This is a genomic window from Gracilimonas sp. (assembly GCF_040218225.1).
In the GTDB taxonomy this organism is placed as follows: Bacteria; Bacteroidota; Rhodothermia; order Balneolales; family Balneolaceae; genus Gracilimonas.
Genome location: NZ_JAVJQO010000006.1, coordinates 176,193 through 202,273 on the forward strand (window position 1 = coordinate 176,193; position 26,081 = coordinate 202,273).

General features: G+C 41.7%; 20 protein-coding genes and 6 tRNA genes. 15 read left to right on the top strand and 11 right to left on the bottom strand.

The features are described from left to right. Nucleotides 1-11 precede the first annotated feature (11 nt). Nucleotides 12-2,033, bottom strand: coding sequence for an NADH-quinone oxidoreductase subunit L (gene nuoL, locus RIB15_RS07920; protein WP_350201614.1), 2,022 nt, complete (start codon nucleotides 2,031-2,033; stop codon nucleotides 12-14). 295 nt (nucleotides 2,034-2,328) lie between these two features. Between nuoL and RIB15_RS07925 the strand changes: the two genes are divergently transcribed. Together RIB15_RS07925 and RIB15_RS07930 are read left to right on the top strand one after the other, a co-directional pair. Next, nucleotides 2,329-3,720 (top strand): sodium:proton antiporter, encoded by a 1,392-nt coding sequence (locus RIB15_RS07925; RefSeq protein WP_350202050.1) that lies wholly within the window; start codon nucleotides 2,329-2,331, stop codon nucleotides 3,718-3,720. Nucleotides 3,721-3,769: 49 nt separating this feature from the next. Then, nucleotides 3,770-4,894: a BamA/TamA family outer membrane protein gene (locus tag RIB15_RS07930; protein ID WP_350201615.1), complete on the top strand. Its 1,125-nt coding sequence runs from the start codon at nucleotides 3,770-3,772 to the stop codon at nucleotides 4,892-4,894. A 160-nt stretch (nucleotides 4,895-5,054) separates the two neighbouring features. On the opposite strand, the gene nuoK is transcribed toward RIB15_RS07930, so the two are convergent. The 3 genes from nuoK to RIB15_RS07945 form a co-directional block, all read right to left on the bottom strand. Then, nucleotides 5,055-5,357 (bottom strand): NADH-quinone oxidoreductase subunit NuoK, encoded by a 303-nt coding sequence (gene nuoK, locus RIB15_RS07935; protein WP_350201616.1) that lies wholly within the window; start codon nucleotides 5,355-5,357, stop codon nucleotides 5,055-5,057. A gap of 2 nt (nucleotides 5,358-5,359) precedes the next feature. Continuing rightward, nucleotides 5,360-5,878 carry an NADH-quinone oxidoreductase subunit J family protein gene (locus RIB15_RS07940; RefSeq protein ID WP_350201617.1) on the bottom strand — a complete coding sequence of 173 codons (519 nt, stop codon included), beginning with the start codon at nucleotides 5,876-5,878 and terminating at the stop codon, nucleotides 5,360-5,362. A 95-nt stretch (nucleotides 5,879-5,973) separates the two neighbouring features. Further along, complete coding sequence (locus tag RIB15_RS07945) at nucleotides 5,974-6,780, bottom strand: undecaprenyl-diphosphate phosphatase (RefSeq protein WP_350201618.1); 807 nt, start codon at nucleotides 6,778-6,780, stop codon at nucleotides 5,974-5,976. A 76-nt stretch (nucleotides 6,781-6,856) separates the two neighbouring features. Here RIB15_RS07945 and RIB15_RS07950 point away from each other — a divergent pair, with 76 nt between their 5' ends. Then, complete coding sequence (locus tag RIB15_RS07950) at nucleotides 6,857-7,858, top strand: AAA family ATPase (RefSeq protein WP_350201619.1); 1,002 nt, start codon at nucleotides 6,857-6,859, stop codon at nucleotides 7,856-7,858. 553 nt (nucleotides 7,859-8,411) lie between these two features. Here RIB15_RS07950 and rpsA read toward each other — a convergent pair. Both rpsA and cmk read right to left on the bottom strand, forming a co-directional pair. Beyond that, the gene (gene rpsA / locus RIB15_RS07955; protein ID WP_350201620.1) at nucleotides 8,412-10,442 is read right to left on the bottom strand and encodes a 30S ribosomal protein S1; all 2,031 of its coding nucleotides are present in this window, start codon (nucleotides 10,440-10,442) and stop codon (nucleotides 8,412-8,414) included. 57 nt (nucleotides 10,443-10,499) lie between these two features. Then, on the bottom strand, nucleotides 10,500-11,168 hold the full coding sequence (gene cmk, locus RIB15_RS07960; protein ID WP_350201621.1) for a (d)CMP kinase: 669 nt from the start codon (nucleotides 11,166-11,168) through the stop codon (nucleotides 10,500-10,502). A 128-nt stretch (nucleotides 11,169-11,296) separates the two neighbouring features. Here cmk and rpsT point away from each other — a divergent pair, with 128 nt between their 5' ends. The 3 genes from rpsT (at nucleotide 11,297) to RIB15_RS07975 (ending at nucleotide 15,804) form a co-directional block, all read left to right on the top strand. Beyond that, nucleotides 11,297-11,548, top strand: coding sequence for a 30S ribosomal protein S20 (gene rpsT / locus RIB15_RS07965; RefSeq protein WP_350201622.1), 252 nt, complete (start codon nucleotides 11,297-11,299; stop codon nucleotides 11,546-11,548). A gap of 12 nt (nucleotides 11,549-11,560) precedes the next feature. Further along, nucleotides 11,561-13,081, top strand: coding sequence for a 2,3-bisphosphoglycerate-independent phosphoglycerate mutase (gene gpmI, locus RIB15_RS07970; RefSeq protein WP_350201623.1), 1,521 nt, complete (start codon nucleotides 11,561-11,563; stop codon nucleotides 13,079-13,081). Nucleotides 13,082-13,221: 140 nt separating this feature from the next. Beyond that, entirely contained in the window at nucleotides 13,222-15,804 is a 2,583-nt protein-coding gene (locus tag RIB15_RS07975) for an ATP-dependent Clp protease ATP-binding subunit (RefSeq protein ID WP_350201624.1), read from the top strand. Between the two features lie 134 nt (nucleotides 15,805-15,938). Here the strand turns inward: RIB15_RS07975 and RIB15_RS07980 are convergent, their stop codons facing one another. Next, complete coding sequence (locus RIB15_RS07980) at nucleotides 15,939-17,024, bottom strand: hypothetical protein (protein WP_350201625.1); 1,086 nt, start codon at nucleotides 17,022-17,024, stop codon at nucleotides 15,939-15,941. A 121-nt stretch (nucleotides 17,025-17,145) separates the two neighbouring features. Here RIB15_RS07980 and RIB15_RS07985 point away from each other — a divergent pair, with 121 nt between their 5' ends. From RIB15_RS07985 to RIB15_RS08020, 8 genes are all read left to right on the top strand, one after another. Then, complete coding sequence (locus RIB15_RS07985; RefSeq protein ID WP_350201626.1) at nucleotides 17,146-18,189, top strand: NAD-dependent epimerase/dehydratase family protein; 1,044 nt, start codon at nucleotides 17,146-17,148, stop codon at nucleotides 18,187-18,189. A gap of 3 nt (nucleotides 18,190-18,192) precedes the next feature. Then, nucleotides 18,193-19,470, top strand: coding sequence for a glycosyltransferase (locus RIB15_RS07990; protein ID WP_350201627.1), 1,278 nt, complete (start codon nucleotides 18,193-18,195; stop codon nucleotides 19,468-19,470). Between the two features lie 80 nt (nucleotides 19,471-19,550). Continuing rightward, a tRNA-Pro gene (locus RIB15_RS07995) sits at nucleotides 19,551-19,624 on the top strand. A 64-nt stretch (nucleotides 19,625-19,688) separates the two neighbouring features. Continuing rightward, a tRNA-Arg gene (locus RIB15_RS08000) sits at nucleotides 19,689-19,762 on the top strand. Nucleotides 19,763-19,784: 22 nt separating this feature from the next. Continuing rightward, nucleotides 19,785-19,855 (top strand) — tRNA-Cys (locus RIB15_RS08005). Between the two features lie 53 nt (nucleotides 19,856-19,908). Further along, a tRNA-Glu gene (locus tag RIB15_RS08010) sits at nucleotides 19,909-19,981 on the top strand. Nucleotides 19,982-19,989: 8 nt separating this feature from the next. Next, nucleotides 19,990-20,063, top strand: a tRNA-His gene (locus tag RIB15_RS08015). Between the two features lie 61 nt (nucleotides 20,064-20,124). Beyond that, nucleotides 20,125-20,197, top strand: a tRNA-Glu gene (locus RIB15_RS08020). A gap of 85 nt (nucleotides 20,198-20,282) precedes the next feature. Here RIB15_RS08020 and nhaA read toward each other — a convergent pair. The 4 genes from nhaA to RIB15_RS08040 all read right to left on the bottom strand — a co-directional run bounded on the left by nhaA (nucleotide 20,283) and on the right by RIB15_RS08040 (nucleotide 25,673). Then, nucleotides 20,283-21,596, bottom strand: a complete 1,314-nt coding sequence (gene nhaA, locus RIB15_RS08025) for a Na+/H+ antiporter NhaA (RefSeq protein WP_350201628.1) — start codon at nucleotides 21,594-21,596, stop codon at nucleotides 20,283-20,285. 27 nt (nucleotides 21,597-21,623) lie between these two features. Next, nucleotides 21,624-23,696 (bottom strand): amino acid permease, encoded by a 2,073-nt coding sequence (locus RIB15_RS08030; RefSeq protein ID WP_350201629.1) that lies wholly within the window; start codon nucleotides 23,694-23,696, stop codon nucleotides 21,624-21,626. Between the two features lie 547 nt (nucleotides 23,697-24,243). Further along, nucleotides 24,244-24,657: a hypothetical protein gene (locus RIB15_RS08035; protein ID WP_350201630.1), complete on the bottom strand. Its 414-nt coding sequence runs from the start codon at nucleotides 24,655-24,657 to the stop codon at nucleotides 24,244-24,246. Nucleotides 24,658-24,722: 65 nt separating this feature from the next. Beyond that, nucleotides 24,723-25,673, bottom strand: a complete 951-nt coding sequence (locus RIB15_RS08040) for a glycosyltransferase family 2 protein (RefSeq protein ID WP_350201631.1) — start codon at nucleotides 25,671-25,673, stop codon at nucleotides 24,723-24,725. Nucleotides 25,674-25,753: 80 nt separating this feature from the next. Between RIB15_RS08040 and RIB15_RS08045 the strand changes: the two genes are divergently transcribed. Next, entirely contained in the window at nucleotides 25,754-26,074 is a 321-nt protein-coding gene (locus RIB15_RS08045) for a MerR family transcriptional regulator (RefSeq protein ID WP_350201632.1), read from the top strand. Nucleotides 26,075-26,081 lie beyond the last annotated feature (7 nt).

The window sequence follows — 26,081 nt, forward strand, 5'->3', positions numbered from 1 at the left end:
ATCAGTGACAATTACATTATCATTAAATAAAGGATCACAATTACGCCAATCACAAATGCCAGCGCATAACTTGAAACCACTCCCGTTTGGACGTATCGGAATAAGCTTCCGAATAAGCGGACCGTTCCCGCTGTAGCATTTACAATTCCATCTACCACTTTCATATCAAAAACGGCAAGAACTTTGTCGGAGAACTTCACGATAGGATCTGAAATCAGTCCCTCATAAACCTCATCGAGATTATACTTGTCTTTCCATGTTTGATAAAGTCCACCAAATCGATCGGCGAGTTTTGCGTCCGACTCAAGCTGCTGATTGTTGTTGTACATTCTGAAGGCTGTCCACGTGCCGGCAATGGCAATAACAATAGAAAACGCCATGATGCCCCACTTGATTGGCTTGCCAAGAATCAGCTCATAATCAGCATTAATGTTGTACAGCCAGTTATGCAGTAAATTTATATGAGCAGTTTCTCCGGTGAAAGTTTCCACAACAAAATTAGGTACACCTAAGAATCCGCCTACAGCAGCCAGGCCTGCCAAAGTCCAAAGAGGAATCGTCATGGTTGCAGGACTTTCGTGCAGATATTTTTCAGCTCCGATAGCTTCCTTAAAACGCTGCCCCAGTTTGAAGTCCCCATGAAAGGTAGTAAGTGTAAGACGGAACATATAAAAAGCGGTAAGGAACGCAGTAATCATTCCAACACCCCAAAGCGCCATATACATATAGCTTCCAAATTCACCGGCTCCGGCGTTGGCAGTCATGGCTAAAATTTCATCCTTAGAAAAGAACCCGGCTAATGGCGGGATACCGGCAATGGCAATAGTCGAAATCAGAAAAGTCTTGTAGGTAGATGGCATGTATTTTCGAAGCCCACCCATATTTCTCATATCCTGCGGATCGAAATGCACATCTTTGCCTTCGTGCTCAAGCTCATGCTCCACATGGTGCATGGCATGAATAACCGACCCTGAACCGAGGAACAGACAAGCCTTAAAGAAAGCATGGGTTACTACATGGAACATGGCGGCAGTAAAAGCTCCGGAACCTAAAGCCAGGAACATATACCCCAGCTGTGAAACCGTAGAGTAAGCAAGCACACTTTTAATATCATTTTGAGTGATGGCAATAGTGGCAGCAACAATCGCGGTCAAAGCTCCAATAACCGCTACAATCAGCATTACTTCCGGTGACATCACAAACATCGGCGACATTCTTGAGATCAGGTAAATACCTGAAGTTACCATCGTAGCCGCATGGATAAGGGCAGAAACCGGAGTCGGACCAGCCATCGCATCTGGCAGCCAAACGAACAATGGAATCTGTGCAGATTTACCGGTTGCCCCGATAAACATCAATAGACCAATAGTGAAGGTATACTCGCCGGAGAACGCATCCAGGTTTCCAAGAATTACATCAAAGTTCAGGCTCCCTACCGTTTGGAAAACCATGAACATCGCAATCAAAAATGCGAAGTCACCAATTCGGTTGTAAATAAAAGCTTTTTTGGCTGCATCAGACTTGGCCATATCGGTGTACCAGAAACCAATCAACAGGTAAGAACAAACTCCAACTCCTTCCCACCCAAGGAATAACAGCAACAGGTTATTACCAAGAACAAGATTCAGCATCGCAAAGATGAAAAGGTTCAGGTAGGCAAAGAACTTCCAGTACCCTTCATCGTCAGCCATATACCCCATTGAGTATAGGTGAATCAAAAATCCTACACCGGTTACCACCAGCGTCATTAAGATAGAAAGCTGATCCAGCCGGTATGCAATATCAACACTGAAGCTCCCCACTTCCATCCAGGTAAACAGCTTGTAAACCACTGCTTCGGATTCAGCATTAATATTCAGAAAGAAATAAACTGCAATCGCAAAAGGCACAAATACAGCCAGGTTGGCAATCAACCCTATGAGTTGCTTCTTATTTCTATAGTTCTCTGCGAACAGGCCGATAATTCCGTTGATCAGAAAACCAGCTAATGGAAGAGCAATTATGAGTGAAAACAGCGCCGTAGCGGATTCCATTTATTAAACTTTGTTTTGATTTCAGTAAAAACAAAGCCGCGACTCGCACGGCTCCGAAATGGATGGCAAAGATACAAAAAACTATAGGAAGGTAAAGACAGTTTTACCTGATTTTTTGTTCTTTTTCAATCGCTGCTTTACAATATTTTAATGAGAAATTTCAGAATCAGATGAGTTCTGTTTTTGAAAGCTTCCTGCAACTGTTATTTTATGAACTTAAAATTTTTAACTATTCAACTCGAACATCGTGGTCTCATCATCATTATTTAAAAAACTACGTTACTTATTAGCTCCCATGTTTGTTTTGCTTCTTTCCGGAGTAGCTTTTGCTGCTGAAGAAGGAGTAAACCATGGAATTGACGCTAGTGAATTAAGCTTATTTTGGGTCATTCCTTTTGCGGGAATCCTTCTTTCAATCGCTATTTTCCCTCTCGTTGCCGAAGATTTTTGGCACCATCATTTTGGGAAAATATCCGCTTTTTGGGGATTTCTGCTCGTAATACCTCTCATTTTTGAATTTGGATTTGATAAAGCCCTTTATGAAGTGCTTCATGTTTACCTGCTGGAGTACATTCCCTTTATCATCTTATTATTTGCCTTATTTACCATTTCGGGTGGTGTCCGGATTAAAGGATATATGAAAGGTACCCCCGAGGTTAATACCGGACTTCTCCTTATTGGTACCATACTCGCCAGCTGGATGGGTACGACCGGAGCCGCCATGCTTCTTATCCGCCCTATGTTGCGCGCCAACGCCTGGAGAGAAAAGAAAGTCCATATGGTAGTATTCTTCATTTTCCTTGTTGCTAACGTTGGAGGTTCATTAACACCACTTGGCGATCCTCCGCTATTCCTTGGATTCTTACAGGGAGTAAGCTTCTTCTGGACTACAACCAACTTATTCTGGGAGATGGCTTTTGTTGTAGTGATTCTGTTAGTCCTCTATTATTTCTGGGATAAAGCCCTTTATAATAAAGAGACTAATACTCAGCCTTCCAGCGAAGGAAGCGAGCCGCTTGGACTTGAAGGTAGCTTTAACCTGTTGCTGCTTGGTGGTGTTGTTGGAGCCGTACTATTCTCAGGATTGGTAAAACTTGGAGAATTTGAGATTTATCATGTACACGTGAAGTATGAAAACCTTGTTCGTGACTTTACCCTGCTATTCCTTTCATGGGTGAGCTGGCATTTCACTTCTAAAGAAAGTCGTGCAGCTAATGGATTCAACTGGTTCCCGATTCAGGAGGTTGGAAAACTTTTTGCCGGAATCTTTGTTACCATCATCGCCCCAATAAGTATGCTTAAAGCCGCACAAGGTGGCGAAGGCGCACTTCAGTTTGTGAACAACGCTGTGTTTACGGGTGGAGAACCAAACGATGTAATGTTCTTCTGGATAACTGGTATGCTCTCAGCATTCCTGGATAATGCCCCTACTTACCTGGTATTCTTTAATGCCGCCGGTGGTGATGCAGCTATCCTGATGACAGAACTCAAGAGTACTTTAATAGCCATTTCTTCTGGTGCAGTATTCTTTGGTGCTATGACGTATATTGGTAACGCACCCAACTTCATGGTTAAATCAATTGCCGAGCAGGATGGTGTTAATATGCCAAGTTTTGGTGGCTATATGTTATGGTCTTTTGGTATACTGGTACCAATTTACATACTCGTAACCCTGATATTTATATAACTTGATTAATCCGATTAAAACATCATATTTCACTAAAGGAGCAGCTTTTATGTTGCTCCTTTTTTTTGGCTTCAACCTATCTGCAAAAGCCCAGAACCAAGCGGTTGAAGATTCAACCGAATTCGCCTTTCTTCCGGCTTTAGCCTACGATAGTGATTTGGGATTGATAGCAGGTGGCATTGCCAGTCATTACAAGTACCGTGATGGTATGAAACCATTCTACTCTTTCCTGAATTTTTATGGTATCGCAACTACCCGGGGACTTATCTCTGTTTTCCTGGAATATGATAAGCCATATATTTTTGACTCCGATCAGCGGTTTTATTCAGAAATCTTCATGTCCCGCTTCTCTGGTAATCAGTATTACGGGATTGGCAATTACAACGAACTCCCAGATGTTCTTCTTGATAGTACCGACTACTATTTATACAATTCTTTTTCTGCCGGTTTCGACTTTATGCTGCGAAAGCCTTTGGTTAAAAAGAACCAAGGACCACAATTGGATATATACGGTAAAATTACCTACGAGTATGAAACCCCATATAATAATAAAGACAGTCAGCTTATTATTGACGACCAGCCAGCCGGAGTAAACGGGTCTCATATTACAGCTATCGGGACGGGAATAGTTTGGGAGGGCCGTGACCAGGAATTTCAACCTTCTACCGGAACGTACCTGAAGGCCGGGATTGAGGTGGGAAATAAAGTGATAGGCAGCGACTATAACTATCTGCTGCTCGAAACTGATGCACGTGCATATACCTCTTTTCACCTGCTAAAGAAAATCACTTTTGCTAACCGCCTTTTCTTCCAGCATTCTTCCGGAGAATTGCCTTATTGGCAGCTTCCTGACCTGGGTGGTGCTGAATTAATGAGAGGTTATCCGGAATATAGATTCAGAGATGAGAACGCCATTTTGCTTAATTCTGAATTAAGAACATGGCTGTTTGAATTTCCCACCATAAGTTCACGTTTTGGCGGAACCTTATTTACAGACATCGGCCGCACCTTCCCAAATGGAGAATCAATAGAGACCATAATCAATGACCTTAAATACACCTATGGGTTTGGAATCAATGCTTCTTTCTTCACTGCTGATTTCATTCTAAGAGCCGATGTTGGTTTTTCTAAAGAAGACTATGGCATTTACTTCACTGCAGGGTATTTGTTCTGATTATCAATCCGTAGCTCCTGCCCACTATATTTGCAGTTGTGAACTTGATTCAGAATCCGAACCATTCTCATACAATCTTTTAGAATAAAAAAAGCCCTCCTGAAATCAGGAAGGCTTTAACCAAAACAACACAAAAGGTTGTGTTATAAATTTGTAACTGCTACCAGCGTAAGAGGTTGATTTTACCCACATCTACTGTCAGGTTATTCCTGAAGATTGCAATAATGATTGCTAATCCAACAACGGCTTCAGCAGCTGCCACCGCCAGGGCAAAAAATACCAGAATTTGTCCGTCTATGTTTCCATGATGACTTGCAAATGAAACCAGTGATAGGTTCACGGCGTTCAACATCAGCTCAACACACATGAAAATCACAATAGCATTTCGGCGAATCAGCACACCAATAATTCCAATGGTAAACATGATCGCACTTACTCCTAAAAACCAGTCAATTCCTACCATAATTAAATCTCGTCTGTTCTTTTAATTTTATGCTGTGCAATCATCAGTGCTCCAACTACTGCTGCGGTCAATAATACAGCAGTCAGCTCAAATGGCAACAAGTAATCAGTGAATAGCACATCTCCCACTGCCTCAACGGTTCCAACAGCAGCCATTTGTTCAGAAATTTGCGGGAGCATATCAGTAACCCCGGCAAGACTGTAAAAGATTTGCCCCATTACACCCATTGCCAGAAGGAAAGCCAGCATATATTTTACACGGAACTTATCAAACAGTTTTTCTTCATCTTCCACATTTAACAACATGATGACAAAAAGGAATAGCACCATGATGGCACCTGCATATACCAATATTTGTATCACGGCCAAAAACTGAGCGTTGAGGATGAGGAAAATTCCAGCCAGTGAAACCATGTTCAAAACAAGGAACAATGCACTGTTTACCACATTCTTGTTGATGACCATAGCCAATGCTGAGCCTATAGCCAGAACTGCTAACATGATGAAAAAATAAACGACCATAAATAATCTGTTTTGTGAGCGCCAAAGGTAGCCATATTTGCTTCCGGCTTCAAGAACTTGAGGTGCTATTTTTATTATTTATAAAAATTTTATTGTTATACGATAAAATAAATCAGTCCTGCCCCACCAACAAGCCAGCAGTAGTAAGAAAAATAGTGAAACCCTTTTTTCTTCAAAATGATGATGAGGTATTTCAGGGCAAAGTAACCTGAAATAAAGGACGTAAAGAATCCTACTACCAGGCTAATCATTTGCGCATCGCTTACCCCTACTTCCATCATCTCTTTAAACTGAAGCAGCATCGCACCTGCTATTACCGGAATCACCATGAGGAACGAAAAATTAGCAGCGTCTTCCCTCTTCACCCCTAAATACAAAGAGGCAGAAATGGTTGAACCTGCACGACTCACCCCGGGGATCATCGCAAACGCTTGTGCCAGTCCAATCACAAAGCTATTAGGAAGATTAATATCCTTGGTCGTATCACCAACAAACCTGGTAAGAAATAAAATCAAGCCCGTCACAATAAGCATAATGGAAACCAACAGCGGGTCCATAAAAATATCTTCAATGTAATCCTTTAAAGTGAATCCAATAACCATGGCTGGAATCATACTTACCAAAATAAAGCCAATCAGTTTTACTTGTGGATCATCTTTTTTCTGTGATGGGGCTTTCAAAAATCCAACACCCGACATCAGCAAATCCCCCAAAAGCTTGCGGTAGTAAATCAGAATGGCGCACAGGCTTCCAAAATGCACAACTACTTCGTAAGTGATGCCGGCTTCAAGGTCTCCGCCTAAAATATATTTACCCAAAACAAGGTGCCCTGAGCTGCTAATGGGTAAAAATTCGGTTATTCCCTGGATGAGTCCTAATAAAAAAGATTGTAAAACGTCCATTTATTATATTTGTTCACTTTTTGAAGGCGAGAAAATAATCATATCATCAGCTAATACTAAAAAAAGAATTTAGAAAATGAGCGAATACGCAATTGACATGGAAGCGCTGGGCGAAAAAATAGAAAAGAACAGCGCCTTTATTGAAGACATTCGAAAAGAGCTAGACAAAGTAATTATTGGTCAGCGCTATATGATTGACCGCTTATTGGTGGGACTGCTAACCAATGGACACGTACTTCTTGAAGGTGTTCCCGGACTGGCTAAGACCCTCACAGTTTCGAGTTTGGCTACGGTTTTGGATACGGCTTTTCAGCGCATTCAGTTTACACCTGATTTACTCCCTGCCGACCTGATTGGTACGCTCATCTACAATCAAAAAGAAGCGGAATTCCTGGTTAAGAAAGGTCCCATTTTTGCGAACATTATTTTAGCGGATGAGATCAACCGTTCTCCTGCAAAAGTACAAAGTGCTTTGCTTGAGGCCATGCAGGAAAAGCAGGTTACCATTGGTGAAAACACCTTCAAACTGGATGAGCCTTTCTTGGTACTAGCCACTCAAAATCCGGTTGAACAGGAAGGAACCTACCCTCTTCCGGAAGCACAAGTTGACCGTTTTATGCTGAAGCTGAAAATCGATTACCCGACCGAGAAGGAAGAAATGCTGATTATGCGTCAGCAGGCCAAAACAGGTAAAAAAGAGCAGTTAAATAAAGTGGTAAGTCCTGCCAAGATTTTAGACGCCCGTGCTACCATCAACGAAATTTATATGGATGAAAAGGTAGAGCAGTACATTGTAGACCTAGTGTTTGCCACCCGTAAGCCCAAAAACTACAACCTGGATGATCTCGAAGATTTAATCAGCTTTGGAGCCTCTCCGCGAGCCACTATCAACCTCAACCTTGCCTCCCGGGCGCAAGCCTTTATGGAGCACCGAGCATACGTTACACCGGAAGATGTGCGAACTATAGCGATGGATGTTTTAAGGCATCGCATAATCCCCACTTTTGAAGCGGAAGCCGAAGACATTACTCCGGAAGATATCGTGACTAAGATTATGAACAATGTCCAAGTTCCGTAGGAATATTGAACACTCAACATCGAATTTCGAACATTGAATTTTTAAGGGCGCCGGTTGGCGCCTTTTTTTGTTTAATGAGTCATCGCGAGGAGCCCACATGCCTGACCTTAAATCTATTTTTACTTTCGACGCGGCGATCTCCTTGAATCTATTTATTACACTTACTCAATTAACTAACCTTTTCTACTCCCAAAAAATCAAAAACTGGTCGTTCAGTCCATCGGTTAATCGCTGTTCTTTTTGATTGATAAAAGATAGAACGACCGATTTGCGATGGACGATTTAACTCATTTCTATCTCGTTACAGCCACCCGGAACGTTGGGGAAAAAAGAGATAGAAATGTGTACAAGAGAATAGCTTTTTTAAGCTTTCGAGGAGTTGAGTAGACAATTCTCCAAGGATTCTGAATCCTTGGAGAATTTGTCGTTTAAAACAAACCATCTTTTTAAACTCAAACCGTTTTCACATAAGCTGAGAAAAACCTCATCCAATAAAAAAGCCTCGCTCAACTTAATGAACGAGGCTTAATAACTTTAGAAAGCTATTCGAGAATTACTCTTCTTCGTCAGAAGATTCGTCCTCTTCTTTCTCAGCTTCTTCAGCTTTTGCTTCATCCTCGGCCTTTTTCTTCTTGGCTTTGGCAGCATCCGCTTTCTTCTGTGCTTCAGCTTTCTCTTTTTCTTCCATGTCTTTCTTCAAAGCTGCAAGACCTGACATTTCACCGAGTGTCGGAGCACCGGTTTCTGTGTTAGCACTTTCAACTTTTTTCTTGGCTTTCTTGGCTTTGTTCTTGTCAGAATCAAGCTGACTCAATTCGATGTTTTTGTTTCCTTCATCGAAGTTCAGAACAAATGCGTCTTCAACTTTATCGCCTTCTTTATATTCGGCTTCGGTTGATTTAGCATAGCTAAGGAATGCTTCAGCACCTAATGGAAGCTTAACAAATACGCCTTTGTCGGTAGTTTTAACAACTTCACCTTCAACGGTGTTACCCGGTGCGTACTCTTCAGCATATTGTTTCCATGGGTTGTCTTCCACTTGCTTGTGGCCAAGGGTGATTCGACGGTTGTCGAAGTCAACACCAAGGATTACAACCTCGATTTCCTGATCTTTGTCAACCACTTCATTTGGATGGTCAACTTTCTCAGTCCAGCTCAGGTCAGAAACGTGAATCAAGCCATCAATACCGGGCTCGAGTTCAACGAATACTCCAAAGTTGGTAAGGTTGCGAACAACACCGGTGTGCTTGGATCCAACAGGGAAACGATCAAGGATGTCTGCCCATGGGTCATCTTCAAGCTGCTTAACACCAAGAGAGATTTTCTTCTCTTCTTCGTTGATGTTCAGAACAATACATTCTACGATGTCATCTTTCTCAACTAATTGAGACGGATGCTTAATATGCTGTGTCCACGACATTTCAGAAATGTGGATCAGACCTTCAACACCTTTCTCAAGCTCAATAAATGCACCGTAATCAGCGATAGAAACAACGCGACCCTGTACTTTATTTCCTTCAGGATACTTCTCGTTGATAGCGTCCCATGGGTGTGGCTGAAGTTGCTTCAGACCCAGAGATACTCGCTTACTTTTCTCATCAAAATCGATAACAGCTACGTTCATGCGCTGGTCGAGTTGTACAATCTCGTGTGGATCGTCAACACGTCCCCAGGATAGATCCGTAATGTGAAGCAGACCGTCAACACCACCAAGATCGATGAATACACCGAAGTCGGTAATGTTTTTAACAGCACCTTCGAGAACCTGACCGGCTTCGATCGTTTCGAGAATTTCTTCTCTCTGCTCCTCAAGATCAGACTCAATAAGAGCACGGTGAGATACAACTACGTTCTCAGCAGCCATATTCAGTTTAACAACCTGGAATTCCATGGTTTTGCCTACATAGGCGTCAAAGTCACGAACAGGTCGAACATCAATTTGAGAACCAGGCAGGAAGGCATCGATGCCTAATACATCTACAACCATACCACCTTTAATGCGGCGCTTGATATATCCTTCAATAATAACGCCATCGTCATGGGAAGCTTCAATTTTCTCCCATGCTTTCAGGATGTCTGCTTTACGACGGGATAGAATTAATTGTCCTTCTTTGTCTTCAACACGATCAAGGAATACTTCCACTTCGTCGCCGGGCTCCATAGCTTCAAGAGCTTCATTGGAAAACTCGTTGACCTGGATAATACCCTCAGATTTGAAACCGATATCTACAACAACGTATTTCTCATCTACTGAGACCACACGGCCGTGTACAATTTCTTTTTCTTCAATTTCATTAAGGGTATCTTCATACATACCCACCATTTCATTGTACTCGTCATCAGAATATTCATCGGATGGACGTTGCAGGTCTTCAAGTTTGTATACCTCTCCTTCCACGTCTCCGGAGTACACATGAGTCAATGTCTCTTTTCTCTCTTCTGCGGCTTGTTCTTCAGCTTCAGTAGCTTTTGCCTCTTCGGCTGTAGTTTCGTCTTGCTCTTCCGCTTCAGCTACTGCTGTTTCTTCAGCCGAATTTTCAGCTGTTTCTTGTTCTGCTTGTTCTTGTTTTAATTCGTCAGTCATTATGTTTGGTTATTGGTTTACCTCACAATTGACTTTCAATTGTGGGATAAGTTATGGTTAATTGTTTTTCTGTGTTGATATCAGTTGTTCTATCTTATTACTGATGAAAGCGACTTGTTCCTTAAACGTCATTTCGGATGTATCCACCAAAATGGCATCTTCGGCTTTTTTAAGAGGATCAGAATCTCGGTTAGAGTCTATCTCATCCCTGCCAGCAATGTTTTGTTTCACTTCTTCAAGCGTAACGTCCTTGCCTTGCGCTTTCACTTCCTTGAATCTTCGCTGAGCTCGTGTTTCCAAATCAGCAACCATAAAAAACTTTAAAGCTGCATTGGGGAAGACGGCTGTCCCTAAATCCCTTCCGTCGGCTATATACACATCGTGTTTAACAATCTCGTGCATCAAATCATTGACAAATGCACGAACATCCGGGTTAGAAGCCACTTCACTCACATGCTCAGAAACTTCCATGCTTCTGATTTCGTCGCTTACATCACGACCATTCAAGAAGGCATGAAACTTTTCTTGTTTGAAGTGAAAGGAAATCTCACTTTCTTTCAGTGAATCAAAGAACTGTGGTAAATCTTTGTTTGCGTCCAGATAAACTAAGGTAGCCACACGATACAACGCTCCTGAGTCAAGAAATTGAATCTGAAGGTTGGCCGCTACGGCCTTAGCTGTTGAACTTTTACCCGATCCTGCGGGTCCATCGATTACCACTATCATAACAGATCAGCTAAATTAAACTTATCTTGTTAATTATTCAATCATTTCTTGTTTAATATTTTCATAACTCTTAATTTTGGTTTCTCGGAAAGATTCGAGGAAAAAATAATTTTAAAAGCATATTAGCAATGCCAATAACCGAACAAGCCAAAAAAAGAGTACGACAGGCTGCAAAACACAGAGATCATAACCGAAGCCGTAAGTCAAAGATGAGATCTTTGGTTAAGAAAGTTTATGAAATTGATGACAAAGCAAAAGCTGAAGAAGCTCTGAAGGAAGCTGTGTCTTACCTTGACAGAATGAGCGTGAAGGGAATTCTTCATAAAAATAATGCTGCCCGTAAAAAAGCTCAGTTAACTAAATACGTTAACAACCTATAAATTATTAGCTGAATGGCCAACGCCGAATCGAAAGCACTGCTCGTCATTTTAGATGGATTCGGGTTGGCTGAAAACCCAGATGTCAGCGCGGTAGATAAAGCTGACAAGCCTTTCATTGATTCTCTTTTCCAAAAATATCCGCACTCCAAACTCTCTGCCAGTGGAGAAAATGTAGGTCTTCCAGATGGCCAATTCGGAAATTCTGAAGTAGGCCACCTTAATATCGGAGCTGGAAGAATTGTTTGGCAGGAACTTTCCAGAATTAATAAAGCCATTAAAGATCGTTCTTTCTTTGAGAATGAAGAACTTCTGGATGCGGTAGAAAAAGCCAAACAAAAGAATAAGATTCATATCATGGGTCTTTTCTCAGATGGCGGTGTTCACAGCCATAATGAACATTTATTTGCTTTACTTGAGCTGTGTAAAAATCACGGTATCGATAATGTTAATGTTCATGCATTTACTGATGGCCGGGATACCTCCCCTAATGGTGGAATTGAATATGCAAAAGAGTTTGAGGCTAAAGCACAAGAAATTGGGGTTGGCCAACTTTCTTCCATCATTGGAAGATATTACGCCATGGACCGCGATAATCGCTGGGAGCGCATTAAGCTGGCCTATGATCTGCTGGTACATGGAGAGGGTAAAAAGTTTGATTCCGCTGAAGAAGGATTCAAAGCCTCCTATGCCGCCAAGGTAACCGATGAATTTATTAAACCTATTTTGCTGGATGATTCTCCGGAATCACGTATCCAGAAAGGTGATGCTGTCATTTTCTATAATATTCGCGGAGACCGTGCCCGACAGATTTCGAGAGCTTTAAATGAAGATGGGTTTAATGAGTTTGATGTGGAAGATTTAGATCTTCATTATACGACCTTCACTTCTTACGATGAGACTTTTGAGTTTGCCCGGGTAGCTTACACCCCACAGGAACTCACAAATACGATGGGCGAATGGATCAGCAAACAAGGATTGAAACAGTTCAGAATTGCTGAAACCGAAAAGTATCCACATGTTACCTATTTCTTTAATGGTGGCGTTGAAACGCCCAATGAAGGCGAAGATCGAATTGTGATTCCAAGCCCAAAAGTGGCTACCTATGATCTTCAACCTGAAATGAGTGCCGACAAAGTAGCTGATACACTTTGTGAAAAACTATCATCAGAAGAATATCAGTTTGTAGTACTCAATTTTGCCAATCCTGATATGGTTGGCCACACCGGTGTGATGAAAGCCGCTATAGAAGCTGTCGAAACGGTCGATAAACAACTCAAGCGGGTTATCGAAACCGCGAATAATCACGGTTATCGCTCGCTCATAATTGCAGATCATGGCAATGCCGACTGCATGATTAAAGAAGATGGAAGTCCGCATACAGCTCATACTACCGCTTTGGTTCCGGCTATTGTTGTAAATTTTCCGGAAGAAATAACCTTAAGGGATGGTATACTGGCAGACGTATCCCCTACGCTCCTAAAGCTTATGGGGATTGAGCAACCGAAAGAAATGACCGGCAAATCGTTATTTTAATTCTATCGATTCGCATTTAGTTTGCATTTACTTTTCCGCGCTACTACCTTCGAGTAGTAATGAACTAAAGCAGTGTTTCACACGTTTTTTTATCTGAATATTCACAGATTTATTTAGCAATTATTTAAGGAACTCGTCAGATGGAGGGAAATTTTTCAAGCAAAGTTCGAGATGTAATACAGTTCAGCCGGGAGGAAGCTCTGAGGTTAGGACATGATTATATCGGGACGGAGCATTTAATTTTAGGTATCGTTCGTTTAGGTGATGGAGTTGCAGTCCGAATTCTCAAGAATCTGGATTGTGATCTTTTCAAGCTTAAAAAAACTATTGAAGACACCGTCAGAGGAACTGGTGGATCTGTACAGGTTGGTAATATTCCACTTACCAAGCAAGCCGAGAAAGTACTTCGGATTACTTACCTGGAAGCCAAGCTTTACAAAAGTGATACCATCGGCACCGAGCACCTTCTGTTATCTCTCTTGAGAGATGATGAAAATATCGCTGCACAAATACTGCAACAGTTCAGTATTTCTTACGATGCAGTTCGCGAAGAACTGGATCTTATCATATCCGGAAAATCTCGTGACGATCATGGCGATTCCTCGTCTATGACTGCGAGTGCATCTACATCCAAAGGATCCGGTTCCGGATCGGGAAGCTCAAGGGAAAAGAAAATGGAAAAATCAAAAACACCAGTACTCGACAACTTTGGCCGTGATCTCACTGAGATGGCTGAAGAAGGTCGCCTCGACCCTATTATTGGTCGTGAAAAAGAAATTGAGCGCGTGGCCCAGGTGCTGAGTCGCCGTAAAAAGAATAATCCGGTACTTATTGGTGAACCGGGTGTTGGTAAAACTGCTATTGCAGAAGGACTGGCAACCAGAATTGTGGAGCGTAAAGTATCACGTGTTCTTTATGACAAACGTGTAATTGCACTTGACCTTGCTGCATTAGTAGCGGGCACTAAATACCGTGGCCAGTTTGAAGAGCGAATGAAAGCGGTTATGACCGAGCTCGAAAAAACGGATGATGTCATTCTGTTCATTGATGAACTTCATACCATTGTTGGAGCCGGTGGAGCAAGTGGCTCGCTGGATGCTTCCAACATGTTGAAACCTGCACTCGCACGTGGCGATGTACAGGCAATTGGAGCTACAACCCTGAATGAATACCGTCAGTTTATTGAGAAAGACGGTGCACTGGAACGACGTTTCCAGAAAATCATGGTTGATCCGACCACTCCGGAAGAAACAACAGAGATTTTAAACCAGATCAAACCGAAATACGAGAAACATCACAGCGTGCGCTTCACCGATGAAGCAATTGATGCTTGTGTAAAACTCACGGATCGATATGTGACTGATCACTTCCTTCCCGATAAAGCAATTGATGCTTTGGATGAAGCCGGAGCTCGGGTTCACTTATCCAATATCACGGTACCACAGAATATCATTGATCTGGAAGAAGAGATTGAAACCACCAGCGAAGAGAAAAATTCGATGGTCAAGAAGCAGCGCTTCGAAGAAGCTGCCCGTTTGCGGGATAAAGAGAAACGTCTGATTGAAGAATTAGAAGTTGCGCAGCGCCAGTGGGAAAAAGAATCTGAAAACATCGTCTATGATGTGAATGAAGAAGATGTTGCTTCTGTAATCGCCATGATGAGTGGCGTGCCTGTGAATAAAATCACCCAGAAGGAAGGCCAAAAACTGCTCAAGATGAAAGAAGAGCTAAGCGGCCAGGTGATTGGACAGGACGAAGCTATTGTGAAATTGACCAAAGCTATCCAGCGTACACGCGCCGGATTGAAAGACCCAACTCGTCCTATCGGTTCATTTATATTCCTTGGACCCACCGGTGTTGGTAAAACAGAAATGGCTAAGGTGCTTTCCAAGTATTTATTTGATAAAGAAGACACACTCATTCGTATTGATATGAGTGAATATATGGAGAAATTCTCCGTATCTCGTCTGGTAGGTGCGCCTCCGGGCTATGTGGGTTATGAAGAAGGTGGTGTGCTGACTGAAAAAGTCCGTCGAAAGCCATACAGTGTCATACTTCTGGATGAAATTGAAAAAGCTCACCCGGATGTATTTAATATTCTACTTCAGGTGCTGGATGATGGAATTTTGACTGACAGCCTTGGCCGTCGTGTTGACTTCCGTAACACCATTATCATCATGACTTCCAACATTGGAGCACGTGATATCCGAAATATGGGTAAAGGTATCGGTTTTGATACCGACGAATCTGCTTTCGATTACGCGAAGATGAAATCAACCATCCAGGATGCGCTTAAGAAAGTATTCAATCCTGAATTCCTGAATCGTATTGATGACGTGATTACATTCCGTCCACTCGAGAAAGCCGACATTTATAAGATCATCGATCTAATGAACGAAGATCTCTTCAAACGAATCAAGGAGCTGGGTTATGAGATTGAAGTAACCAAAGCTGCCAAGGAATTCATTACAGATAAAGGCTTTGATCAAAAATATGGTGCGCGACCTCTGAAACGTGCTATCCAGAAATACATCGAAGACCCTTTAGCTGAAGAATTGCTTGAAAACAGCCACAACGAAGGCTCTGTCATCAAGATTAAGATGAACAACTCTCGTGACGGACTTGAATTCGACTGGAAAGAAGCTGAACCTTCGGCTTCCAAGAAAGAAGACAGCGATGAAGCAAAAGAAGAAGATACTTCAGAAAAGCCAAAAGAAGCTTAAGCTGATATTTTTCTGAAAAGAAACTAAAGCCAGTACATATTTTATGTGCTGGCTTTTTTATTTAGATCAAGATTCTATATCTGGGAGATTGCGGATCTGGGTCCGCAATGACTGAATACAGCTATTACGTTCAATCAAAAACTAACACTCAAATTCAGCGCCTTACTTAACCCGGTTAAAGAATAGCTGTTGGAACCTGTTCGCTTCAAACTCAGAGAAAGTAATTCAGAAATCCCAAGGCTGGAATTATAATCCTGACGCTCAATCGCTCTTGCTTCAATATTAATGGCATGAAACTCTATCCCCGATAAAACGGAACCGGATTCATCGCCTGTAAGTGCGATAATCGTATTATCCTGCGGCACATACTCTGCAAAATGAAGCATAGACCTGAAACTGGTGCTTCCCTCTCTCTCTCCATCCAGAACCGAATACACTCCCACCCTGCTATTTGAACGGACCGTCAAAAATTCCCCATCTTCAGAAAAACGCACATCAGCAATGGTCTGATTAAATGAAATTGTCTCCAGCTCATTACCAAACCGATCCATGACATCAATCATATCATCTTCACCATCTTTATAGGAAACCACTGCAATAAACTGCCCGTTTTCAGAAACCTTCACAAACCGGATGGGGCGATCTCCGCTATAAAAAATGTCGCTTGTCGTCCAGTTAGGTTTTACGATTCGTGCCCTGGAACCTTCAATTTGATCCCGAACAATCTTGGGATTATATAAAACCACTGTTTTGAAAGCTGGATCAGCAGCTAATTCAGAAACCGATTCTCCCTCTGTACTTTGAGAACTATTTGAAACAGACTGCTCAATTTTTCCCGATTCATCAAAAAACAGGAAGTTCGCAATGTTTTCACGCACTATAAAACCACCATTAGGCTTTACATATACCTTAACGGAATTATCATCTGACTGAAGCTTGTATGATGAAGAGCTATATAATTCCTCTCCTGCTCCTTCGAATACCGTAACACCTGAATTATTTAACGCACTAGATAAAGCAGTAATATCATTCAAATCGGAAGAAACCGCACCAGAGCTAAAGCTTAGGGAGCTGTTATTTAAATCAATTTGGTGCCCGGCTACTGTAAATTGATTCGTATTATTACCCTGGGTTGAGGAAGATTCAGAAATACGTAGTGATTGTGAAAAGGCTGTTCCGGTAACCAGCGCAAAAACAATAAAGGAAAATATATATCTCATGAGTGAATTTTGATTAAATGCACTGCAAAGAACGGGATTTTTCAACAATATTTCTTCTTTTTCAAAGGCTTTTTCTCAAAATTCATATCTTCAGTGAAAATCAGAAAAATAAACTCTTTATATGGGCTATCATCTAATTACAGGCGGATGCGGATTCGTCGGAAGAAACTTCGTAAAACGACTTCACAAAACTACTGACGACATCATCTTTTTTATTGATGATTTGTCCGTTGGAACTCACCCTTCAGATTGGCTTCCGGATGGAACTCCGGCCCGTAAAAAAAATGGCTTGGAGTTTTTTGGAGAAGATGAGCGTATGGTATTCTTGAAACAGGATGCCCGCTATTTCATCCGGGCCATGCTCGACAATGAAAATCACATTAAAGACACCTACGGATTGGATGTAACCCGGTTCAAAGATGTATTTCACTTCGCGGCTATTGTTGGCGGACGCGCAAAAATTGACGGCGACCCGATGCTGGTTGCGCTCGATTTATCTATCGACGCTGAGTTTTTCTTATGGGTATGTCGGCAGAAACCAAATCGTGTTCTTTACCCAAGCTCCAGTGCTGCCTACCCTGTTGATCTTCAAACAGAAGAGGATGCTATTGCACTCAGCGAAAGTGATATCAACTTTAAAAATATGGGGCAACCTGATATGACCTACGGTTGGTCTAAACTCACCGGAGAGTATTTGGCTCATATTGCTGCTAAATATTACGGTGTATCTGTTACTTGTATCCGGCCGTTCTCTGGCTATGGAGAAGATCAGGATCTCTCCTATCCAATCCCCGCCATTGCACGCCGAGCCGCACTCAAAGAAGATCCATTTGAAGTTTGGGGAACCGGGCAACAAGGTCGCGATTTCGTTCATATCGAAGACGTAATGGACTGCACCCTTCACGCCATGGAAAGAATTACAGATGGACGAGCCATTAATATTGGAAGTGGCCGGTTAACTTCCTTTCTTGAAATCATTGAGATTTTCACGGAATTCGCTGGCTATGATCCCGAAATCAAAAAACTGTTGGATAAACCAGTTGGTGTTCATTCCCGCTATGCAGACATGAATTACGTAAATGAAGAACTCGACTGGAAGCCCAAACTTTCTCTGCGAGAAGGCATGCGACGCGTTTATGATGTTGCAGTAGAAAAATACGCATAAGCTGTGGCAAAAATCGTATGCTTCGGGCCCGGACCAAAATTTAAGGGGGGAATTTCCAACTATAACACCTCGCTGGCAAAAACACTGGACAAAGATCCGGATAATGAAGTCCACATTGTGTCATGGACCAACCAGTATCCGTCTATTATTCCGCGAGAGTTCGTAGACAAAACCAGCCAGTCCGATTTTTTGGAAGGTACCCGGATTAAGGTGAAATATATCACTAACTATAACAATCCATTTAGCTGGAAGGAAACGGCGAGATACATCAAGTCACTTAATCCCGATAAAGTGATTTTTCAGTGGGCAATTTCCATACAGGGAATTCCGATGGGATCGATTGCAAAATGGCTGAAAAAACATTCTGAAGCTGAAGTCATTTTTGATCTCCATTTTGTAGTACAGAAAGAAGGCAGCACCATAGATGAGCGGCTCACCAGAATAGGCATCAAACATGCCGATACCTATATCACCCATGCCTACAAAACGGTAGATGAACTAAAGGAGCTTTATCCAAACCGGGATTTCGCCGTAAATGAAACCGGAGAGCGATCGAAAACTGAAGCTACAACCGTAATAAAGCTTTTTCACCCAGTCTACGATTTATATGAACCGGATCCCGATTTTGATACGGAAGCTTTTAAAAAAGAACTAGGCTTAAAAGAGCATGTATTTCTTTTCTTTGGATTCATACGAAAGTACAAAGGACTGCATAACGCAATTAAGGCTTTCAAAAAAGTAGCTGATCAGCGGAATGATGTTTCGTTGCTGATTTGCGGAGAAGAATTCTGGGCTACGCTCGATACTTCTAAAATCACCACCAAAATTAAGCGTGGATTATTTGCAGTTGCTCAAAAGCTGTTTCTCAAAAACAAGGAAAGTGAACAAGATTACAGGCCTCTTAAGTTGATTGAAGAGCTGAATTTGGAAGATAGAACCGTCGTAAAAAACGAATTCATCCCCAACGAAGACGTGAATAAATATTTTCAAGTAAGTGACTGTAGTGTGCTTTACTATCTCACTGCTACCCCTTCTGGTGTAGAGTCTTTAACCTATAATTTTGAACTGCCAATTCTGGCTACCAACGTAGGCCACTTTCCTGAAACCATAAAAGATGGTTTTAACGGATACCTCGCTGAAGACCGGGATATCGACTCCATGGCAGAGCAAATGCTGAAGTTTATTGAGCACCCTCTTCCATCAGAAAATGTTCGGAAATCAGCCGAGAATATGAGCTGGGAAAACTACGTTACTGCTATCCTGAAAGATCACACCAAATAATTACTAATTTTTAGAAAAAAGTGATTTATTCGTTTGGCAACCGTCTGAAATAAGTCCTATATTTGGAGTCTTTCGAAGAACGGGGAGTGGCGCAGTCCGGTAGCGCATTCGCTTTGGGAGCGAAGGGTCGCAAGTTCAAATCTTGTCTCCCCGACTAAAGAAAGATTTTTCGGTTTTATGATCGGAAAATCTTGTTTTTTTGACATATTGTAAGTTGAGCGCCCGTAGCTCAACTGGATAGAGCAACGCCCTTCTAAGGCGTAGGTTACAGGTTCGACTCCTGTCGGGCGTACTAGCTTTTAGCTTTTGCTTAAGGCGACATGGCCGAGTGGTTAGGCAGAGGTCTGCAAAACCTCGTACGGCGGTTCGAGTCCGCCTGTCGCCTCTAAAGAGGGTTGCACATATTGCTCTTTTATTGACTTATTGATTTTTCATAATGCCGCGTTCGTCTAGGGGTCCAGGACGCCGCCCTTTCACGGCGGTAGCACGGGTTCAAATCCCGTACGCGGTACTATAATGGAGCTCGTAGCTCAGTAGGTTAGAGCGCTAGGTTGTGGCCCTAGAGGCCGTGGGTTCAAATCCCATCGGGCTCCCTTTTTACTTAAGCTGTGGATTGATACATCATCCACGGTTTTTTTATTGAAAAAATTTTATGCCGCGTTCGTCTAGGGGTCCAGGACGCCGCCCTTTCACGGCGGTAGCACGGGTTCAAATCCCGTACGCGGTACAAAACTAAAAGGCCTGTGAGCTTCACCTCACAGGCCTTTTCTATTAGTGGTCACTTATTGTTCTTAAAATTATTTTCTGATGATTTAATCATAGTTTTTTATCGCACTTCGGAGTAATACGAATCCTAGAATCCCACTTATCAGAGAACCTATAATGATGCCAACTTTGGCATATTCGAGGTATTGGGCCGTATCAAAAGAGAGACCTGCAATAAATAAACTCATTGTAAAGCCAACACCACTGAGGCAGGCAAGTCCGTAAACAATCTTCATAGTTCCTGGTTTATCAGGCAGAGTACTTAGTGCCATTTTTTTCATCAGAAAAACTGCACTGAAAATCCCTATTTGTTTCCCAAAAAACAGACCCGCTACAATCCCCCATGTTAATGGTGAAGCAAAAGCTTCGGTCAAAACATCTGTGTTGATAGTAACACCTGCATTAGCGAATGCAAAAATCGGTATGATCCCAAATGCTACCCATGGATGCAGCTGATGCTCGAGCCTGTATAATGGGGATTCTGCTTCTTCCACCACTTCTCCTACATAGCTTAGGGCAGTCTCTCTTGACTCCGTTTCTTTGTGGATTATCGCATGTTTGAAAAGTTTCGAGGCTGCTTCAATTTTCTCAGATACAAGATCAAGACTTGATGTTCGTCGTGCGGGAATTGTTAAACCTAATAATACACCAGCGATGGTAGCGTGCACACCCGACTTCAAAAAAGCTACCCAGAGCACGATGCCCACCAACATATACAAACCTATCTTGTTCACATTCATCATGTTCATGACTACCAATATGACCAATGCAACCCCGGCTATGATTAAGGCAGTCATTTCTATACTGGCTGTATAAAATAATGCTATCACCATTACGGCAATAAGGTCATCTACAACGGCAACCGCAGTTAAGAATACCTTTGCCCAAACCGGAACTCTCGATCCCAGAAGGGTTAATATTCCGATGGCAAAAGCTATGTCGGTAGCGATGGCTATAGCCCAGCCATCTACAAATTCGGTTCCCTGATTGAATCCAAAAAAGATTAATCCCGGAACCAACGCTCCTCCGAAAGCAGCTACTATCGGCATCATTGCAGATTTCAAATCGGAAAGCTCGCCGTACTTAACTTCTCGTTTTATCTCAAGACCGATCAGCAAAAAGAAGATTGCCATCAACCCGTCGTTAATCCACAGGATGAGTGGCTTATCAATTTTAAAAGATGAGATTCCTACTGCCAAATGCGTTTGAAATAAATCAAAATAGGTTCCTGCAAACGGCGTATTTGCAATGACCAGAGCAAGTACCGTAGTAACTAAAAGGATGATACCCGATGAAGACTCCGTTTTCAGAAACTCCTGTATTGGCGTTATCGGGTTAATTGAACGTAATTTATCTTTCATAATGAATAGGTTGTTTTAATCTTTATTTTAATTTCTCATTAGTTCTTTAATGTCTTCCGGATCACCCACCATCAGGAATTCATCTTCTCCGCTAATGATGGTATTACCATGTGGAATGATGAGCTCTTTTCCTCTGTAGATTATGGTTATGAGGCTCGTCCCGGGTAGACTTATATCCCTGATAGCCTTGCCAGTAAATGCCCTGAGCAGCTGACTATCCTTTACTTTCAAATGAATGAAATGTCCTTCGGTCAACAGACATTCTCTCAACTCTTTTTTATTACCTGATTGGAGCCACCGGTTTTGAAAACCTGAAGACTGTACAATTTCAGCTAAATGCCCGACCAACCGGATATCCAATCCCTCCTCTTCTTTGGGAACCAGGAGAATGGCATACATATAAACATCGCTTTCAATTCCTTCTATGTTCAAATTAAAGGCTTGCTTTATTCGAAACACTACCAGCTCCGGAGTTTTTATCTGCTCCATTGAATGATAGCTGCAGATAGCCTTACTGCCTAGTTTGTTAAAACGTACATTGTAACTTTGGCTTAACTCGTTGAACAGTTTCTTTTTTTCAATCTTTAGGCGTCCTGCAAAGATTTCTGAAGCTTCATCTAAAAGATCATCCACATTATTTAATGAGTGATCAACATCTATAATTACACTTCGGGCAATAGTTTCTTTATAGGAAAGATGTTCACCTGAGCTTTTCTCGTTGAGAACATTTAATAGTTCATGTTCCAGATCTTCATACCTTCTTTTTCCAAGCCTTTCATGCACATGAAAAATGGCTCCTCTTCTGCTAATCTGACCTTTTGTGTAGTACATAAACCAAGCCACACACATCACAACAATAAAGCCGGTTAAAGACACGGCAAGAATTCCCATTTCAGCAACCAGCCATACTGAAATTAGCATCCCGACAATTTGAACCCAGGGATAGAATGGTGATTTAAAACCTGGTTGGTAACCTTTGATGTTACTTTCTCTCATAACAATCACAGCAAAACACATCAACCCAAAAAGCAATAGTTGAAAAGCGCTGGCGAGCTTCGCTACTGCTTCTACATCAAAAATCAGCAGAATTAAGATCATGCAGACTACCGTTACGATAATGGCATAATAAGGAGTGCCCTGCTTCCCAATATCGCTGAACCGTGGACTCATGAGTTTGTCTCTCGACATAGCGAATGGATACCTCGAGGCAGACATAATGCCCGCATTTCCGGTTGAAGCAAATGCCGCTACGGCTGCAACTACAATCAGAAGCACACCACCGGAACCGGGAAGCCAACTCATAAATTTAGCGCCGGCATCAGCCACGGGCGTAAGGCTTGAATAAAACTCCTGAGGAGTCAAAATCTGTTGCATTACATAAACTCCTGCCACATAAATCAACGAAGCTGTGGCTAATGAAAGAATCATACCAAGCGGTATATTTCTATCTGGATTTTCTACTTCTTCAGCCACACTGGTAACCTTGGTAAGCCCGGCGTAGGACACAAAAACCAAACCTATAGTGGAGATAAAACCATGAAGGCTATTGCTGAAAAATCCATCTTCCGAATTGGTAATACTGAAATTTAAGCCAACCGCTGATACACCCTGTATAATAAAAACCCCCATAATCAGCACCAATACGGTTACTAATATCCGCTGCAAGAGCGTTGTTTCTTTGGCCCCAAATATATTGAGGAAGCCAAAGATAAGTGTGAGAATAAGGGCAAGCATTGTAAATGAGACATCAACAAAAAGTGCCAGATATGCACCCATACCAATTAATGCGAAAGAACTCTTGAACATCAAAGCTACCCAGGATCCCAACCCGCCAATGGTTCCAACCATTGGCCCAAGACTTCGGTCAAGGAAGTAATAGGTTCCCCCCGATTTAGGCATAGCCGTAGACAACTCCGCGACACTAAGCATGGCAGGTATTATCAGAATACCAGAAGCCAGGTAAGCCAAATACACCGACTCCCCTGTTTGTGCTGCTGCAATTCCCGGTAGCAAAAAGAACCCTGAACTAAACATTGCACCAGTACAAATTGCAAAGACATCGTACAGACCGAGCTGTTTTTTTAGTTTTTTATCAGACATCAGAATACACCTATATTTCTATTGGATATAGTTAACCACTAATAATTTTTGTTTTTTTGTCAGATACACCCTATCCAGCACTGTTATTTATAAGCAGGAAGGGCTCTTAATGGTTTTTTGAGATTTAAAAAACCTGAATACTAAAACGGAGTACTACTTCAAGCGGCGTTCAGGAAAGTCCGTAAAGTTGAAGAAAAGCTCACTTCCGAGACAGTTAAAAAGAATGGCACATAAATATTTTTGGCACATGCCCCGAAGCTGAAGCAAGTTACTTTTTGGACAAAACGAATTTAAGTGAATAGATACTGACATAGCCATTGGCTGTTAATTTATAAAATTGCAGTTTAGCTAAATCAGGAGCAAACCTTGTTCTGAATCCAACAGATGAGTTGACGCCCATAAAAGACGCTCCTTATTTATGACAAAACAAAATAACGGAAAAATATTTTATCTGACAAGTACAAGTTTCTATAGATTAATGCTTTTAACAAAAAGTTAATCTGTAAAATGCACTCAAGTTGTTGATAATAATAACTTGCAGAAATTATTAATTTTTCTTCAGCTCAAAACCAAGATAGTAGCGAATTGGTTCATTTTGTCCGGACTCTCCATATACAAATAGCTGATAAGTGTAAGTGCCCGCCTCCAGATAATCTTCTCCAACATAATCGATTGGCTGTAGTACGGCTTTCTGCCCGTCGATCTCGGATTCAATGTAAGCATACCGGTACGCTTTCTTAACCTTTCGGTAGTCGCTGCTGTCGGCAGGATCTAATGTACCATAACTTACTTCTTCTTCAGGGAAAGAAACCCTGATATTCTCCAGAGTGTACTCTGAAGAATTCTCAATTCTGATCTGCACATCTTTATCTTTATCTGTATCAAAAATGTTTCCGTCACATCCGGTTATCAAGATGAAAAGTGAAGTGAAAATGAAAAGCAGCTTAAAGTTTGTGTTCATGAGTGTTGGGATTAGAAGTTGACCGACAAAATATAAACGCTTTTAAAAATAGATAAGTATTGCTGCTAAATAATTTCTCTTATCCGGGGCTTTTGATCCTTTACATTGTTTTTATTGATCATCTCACCGAGTAAACCGGTTGAGAAAAACTGTACACCTACAACCATCAATAAAATTCCGAGAAATAAGAGCGGACGGTCTCCTATACCCTGCCCATAAACAAACTTAAGAAATGCCATATACAGATTAATGCCACCACCTATCATGAGCAATAGCACACCTACTGTACCAAAAAAATGCATGGGCTTTTGCAGGTAACGTTGTACAAAAGTGATTGTGACCAGATCCAGAAAACCATTCATAAACCTGGACAGGCCAAATTTAGTTTTCCCATATTTTCGTGGATGATGGGTGACTACCTTTTCAGTGATCCGGCTGTAGCCCTCCCTCTTGGCCAGCATAGGTATATATCGGTGAAGTTCTCCATACAGATAAATATTCTTAACAACTTCCGCCCTGTAAGCCTTCAATCCACAATTAAAATCATGCAATTCAATTCCGGCCACCTTACGGGTAACAAAGTTGAAAAACTTAGAGGGAATGGTCTTGGAAATTGGATCATGGCGTTCTTTTTTCCAGCCACTTACCAGGTCATAACCATCTTTCAGCATTTGAACCATTTCGGGGACCTCATTAGGGTCGTCTTGCAAATCGGCATCCATCGTGACAACGTACTTGCCTTTTGCTTCCTCAAAACCTGCCTGCAGTGCGACACTCTTTCCATAGTTATGACTGAGTGCGATACCATGGACAAAGTCTTTCTTCTTCCCTAACGAGATAATCTGTTGCCATGATTTATCAGCTGAACCGTCATCTACAAAAATAATTTCGTAGGAATAATCAGCCGATAATGCATTATCGATTGCTTTTTCTAGTTCAGGCAGTGATTCCTCTTCATTATAAACCGGAACAACAATGCTGATGTTAATATTTGCTTGCGAAGGTGTATCTTCCAAAATGTATTCTTTTATATATGTTCAGAAATGGTTTACTTTCATGCCATTAAAAACGTTCTAAAATACACTTTCTGTTTGCTATGAAAAAATTGTATTACTCAATGGGAGAAGTTAGTAAGCTTACCGGACTTGAGCCCCATGTTTTAAGAAACTGGGAAAAAACTTATTCGGACCTTAGCCCCAAGAAAAACAGCGCTGGAAACAGAGTGTATAAAGAGCAGGAACTTGCCTTGATTTTCAAGATCAAAGAATTGCTTCACGACAAAAAATATAGTGCCGAAGGTGTACAAGAAATTTTACGAGATGGTGAAAAAAAAGACACTACACCGCTTAGCGCTAAAGCCCGTAAAGATCTGAATGAAATAAAAGTATTTTTGAACGACCTATTAGAGCGATTATAACTGTAAC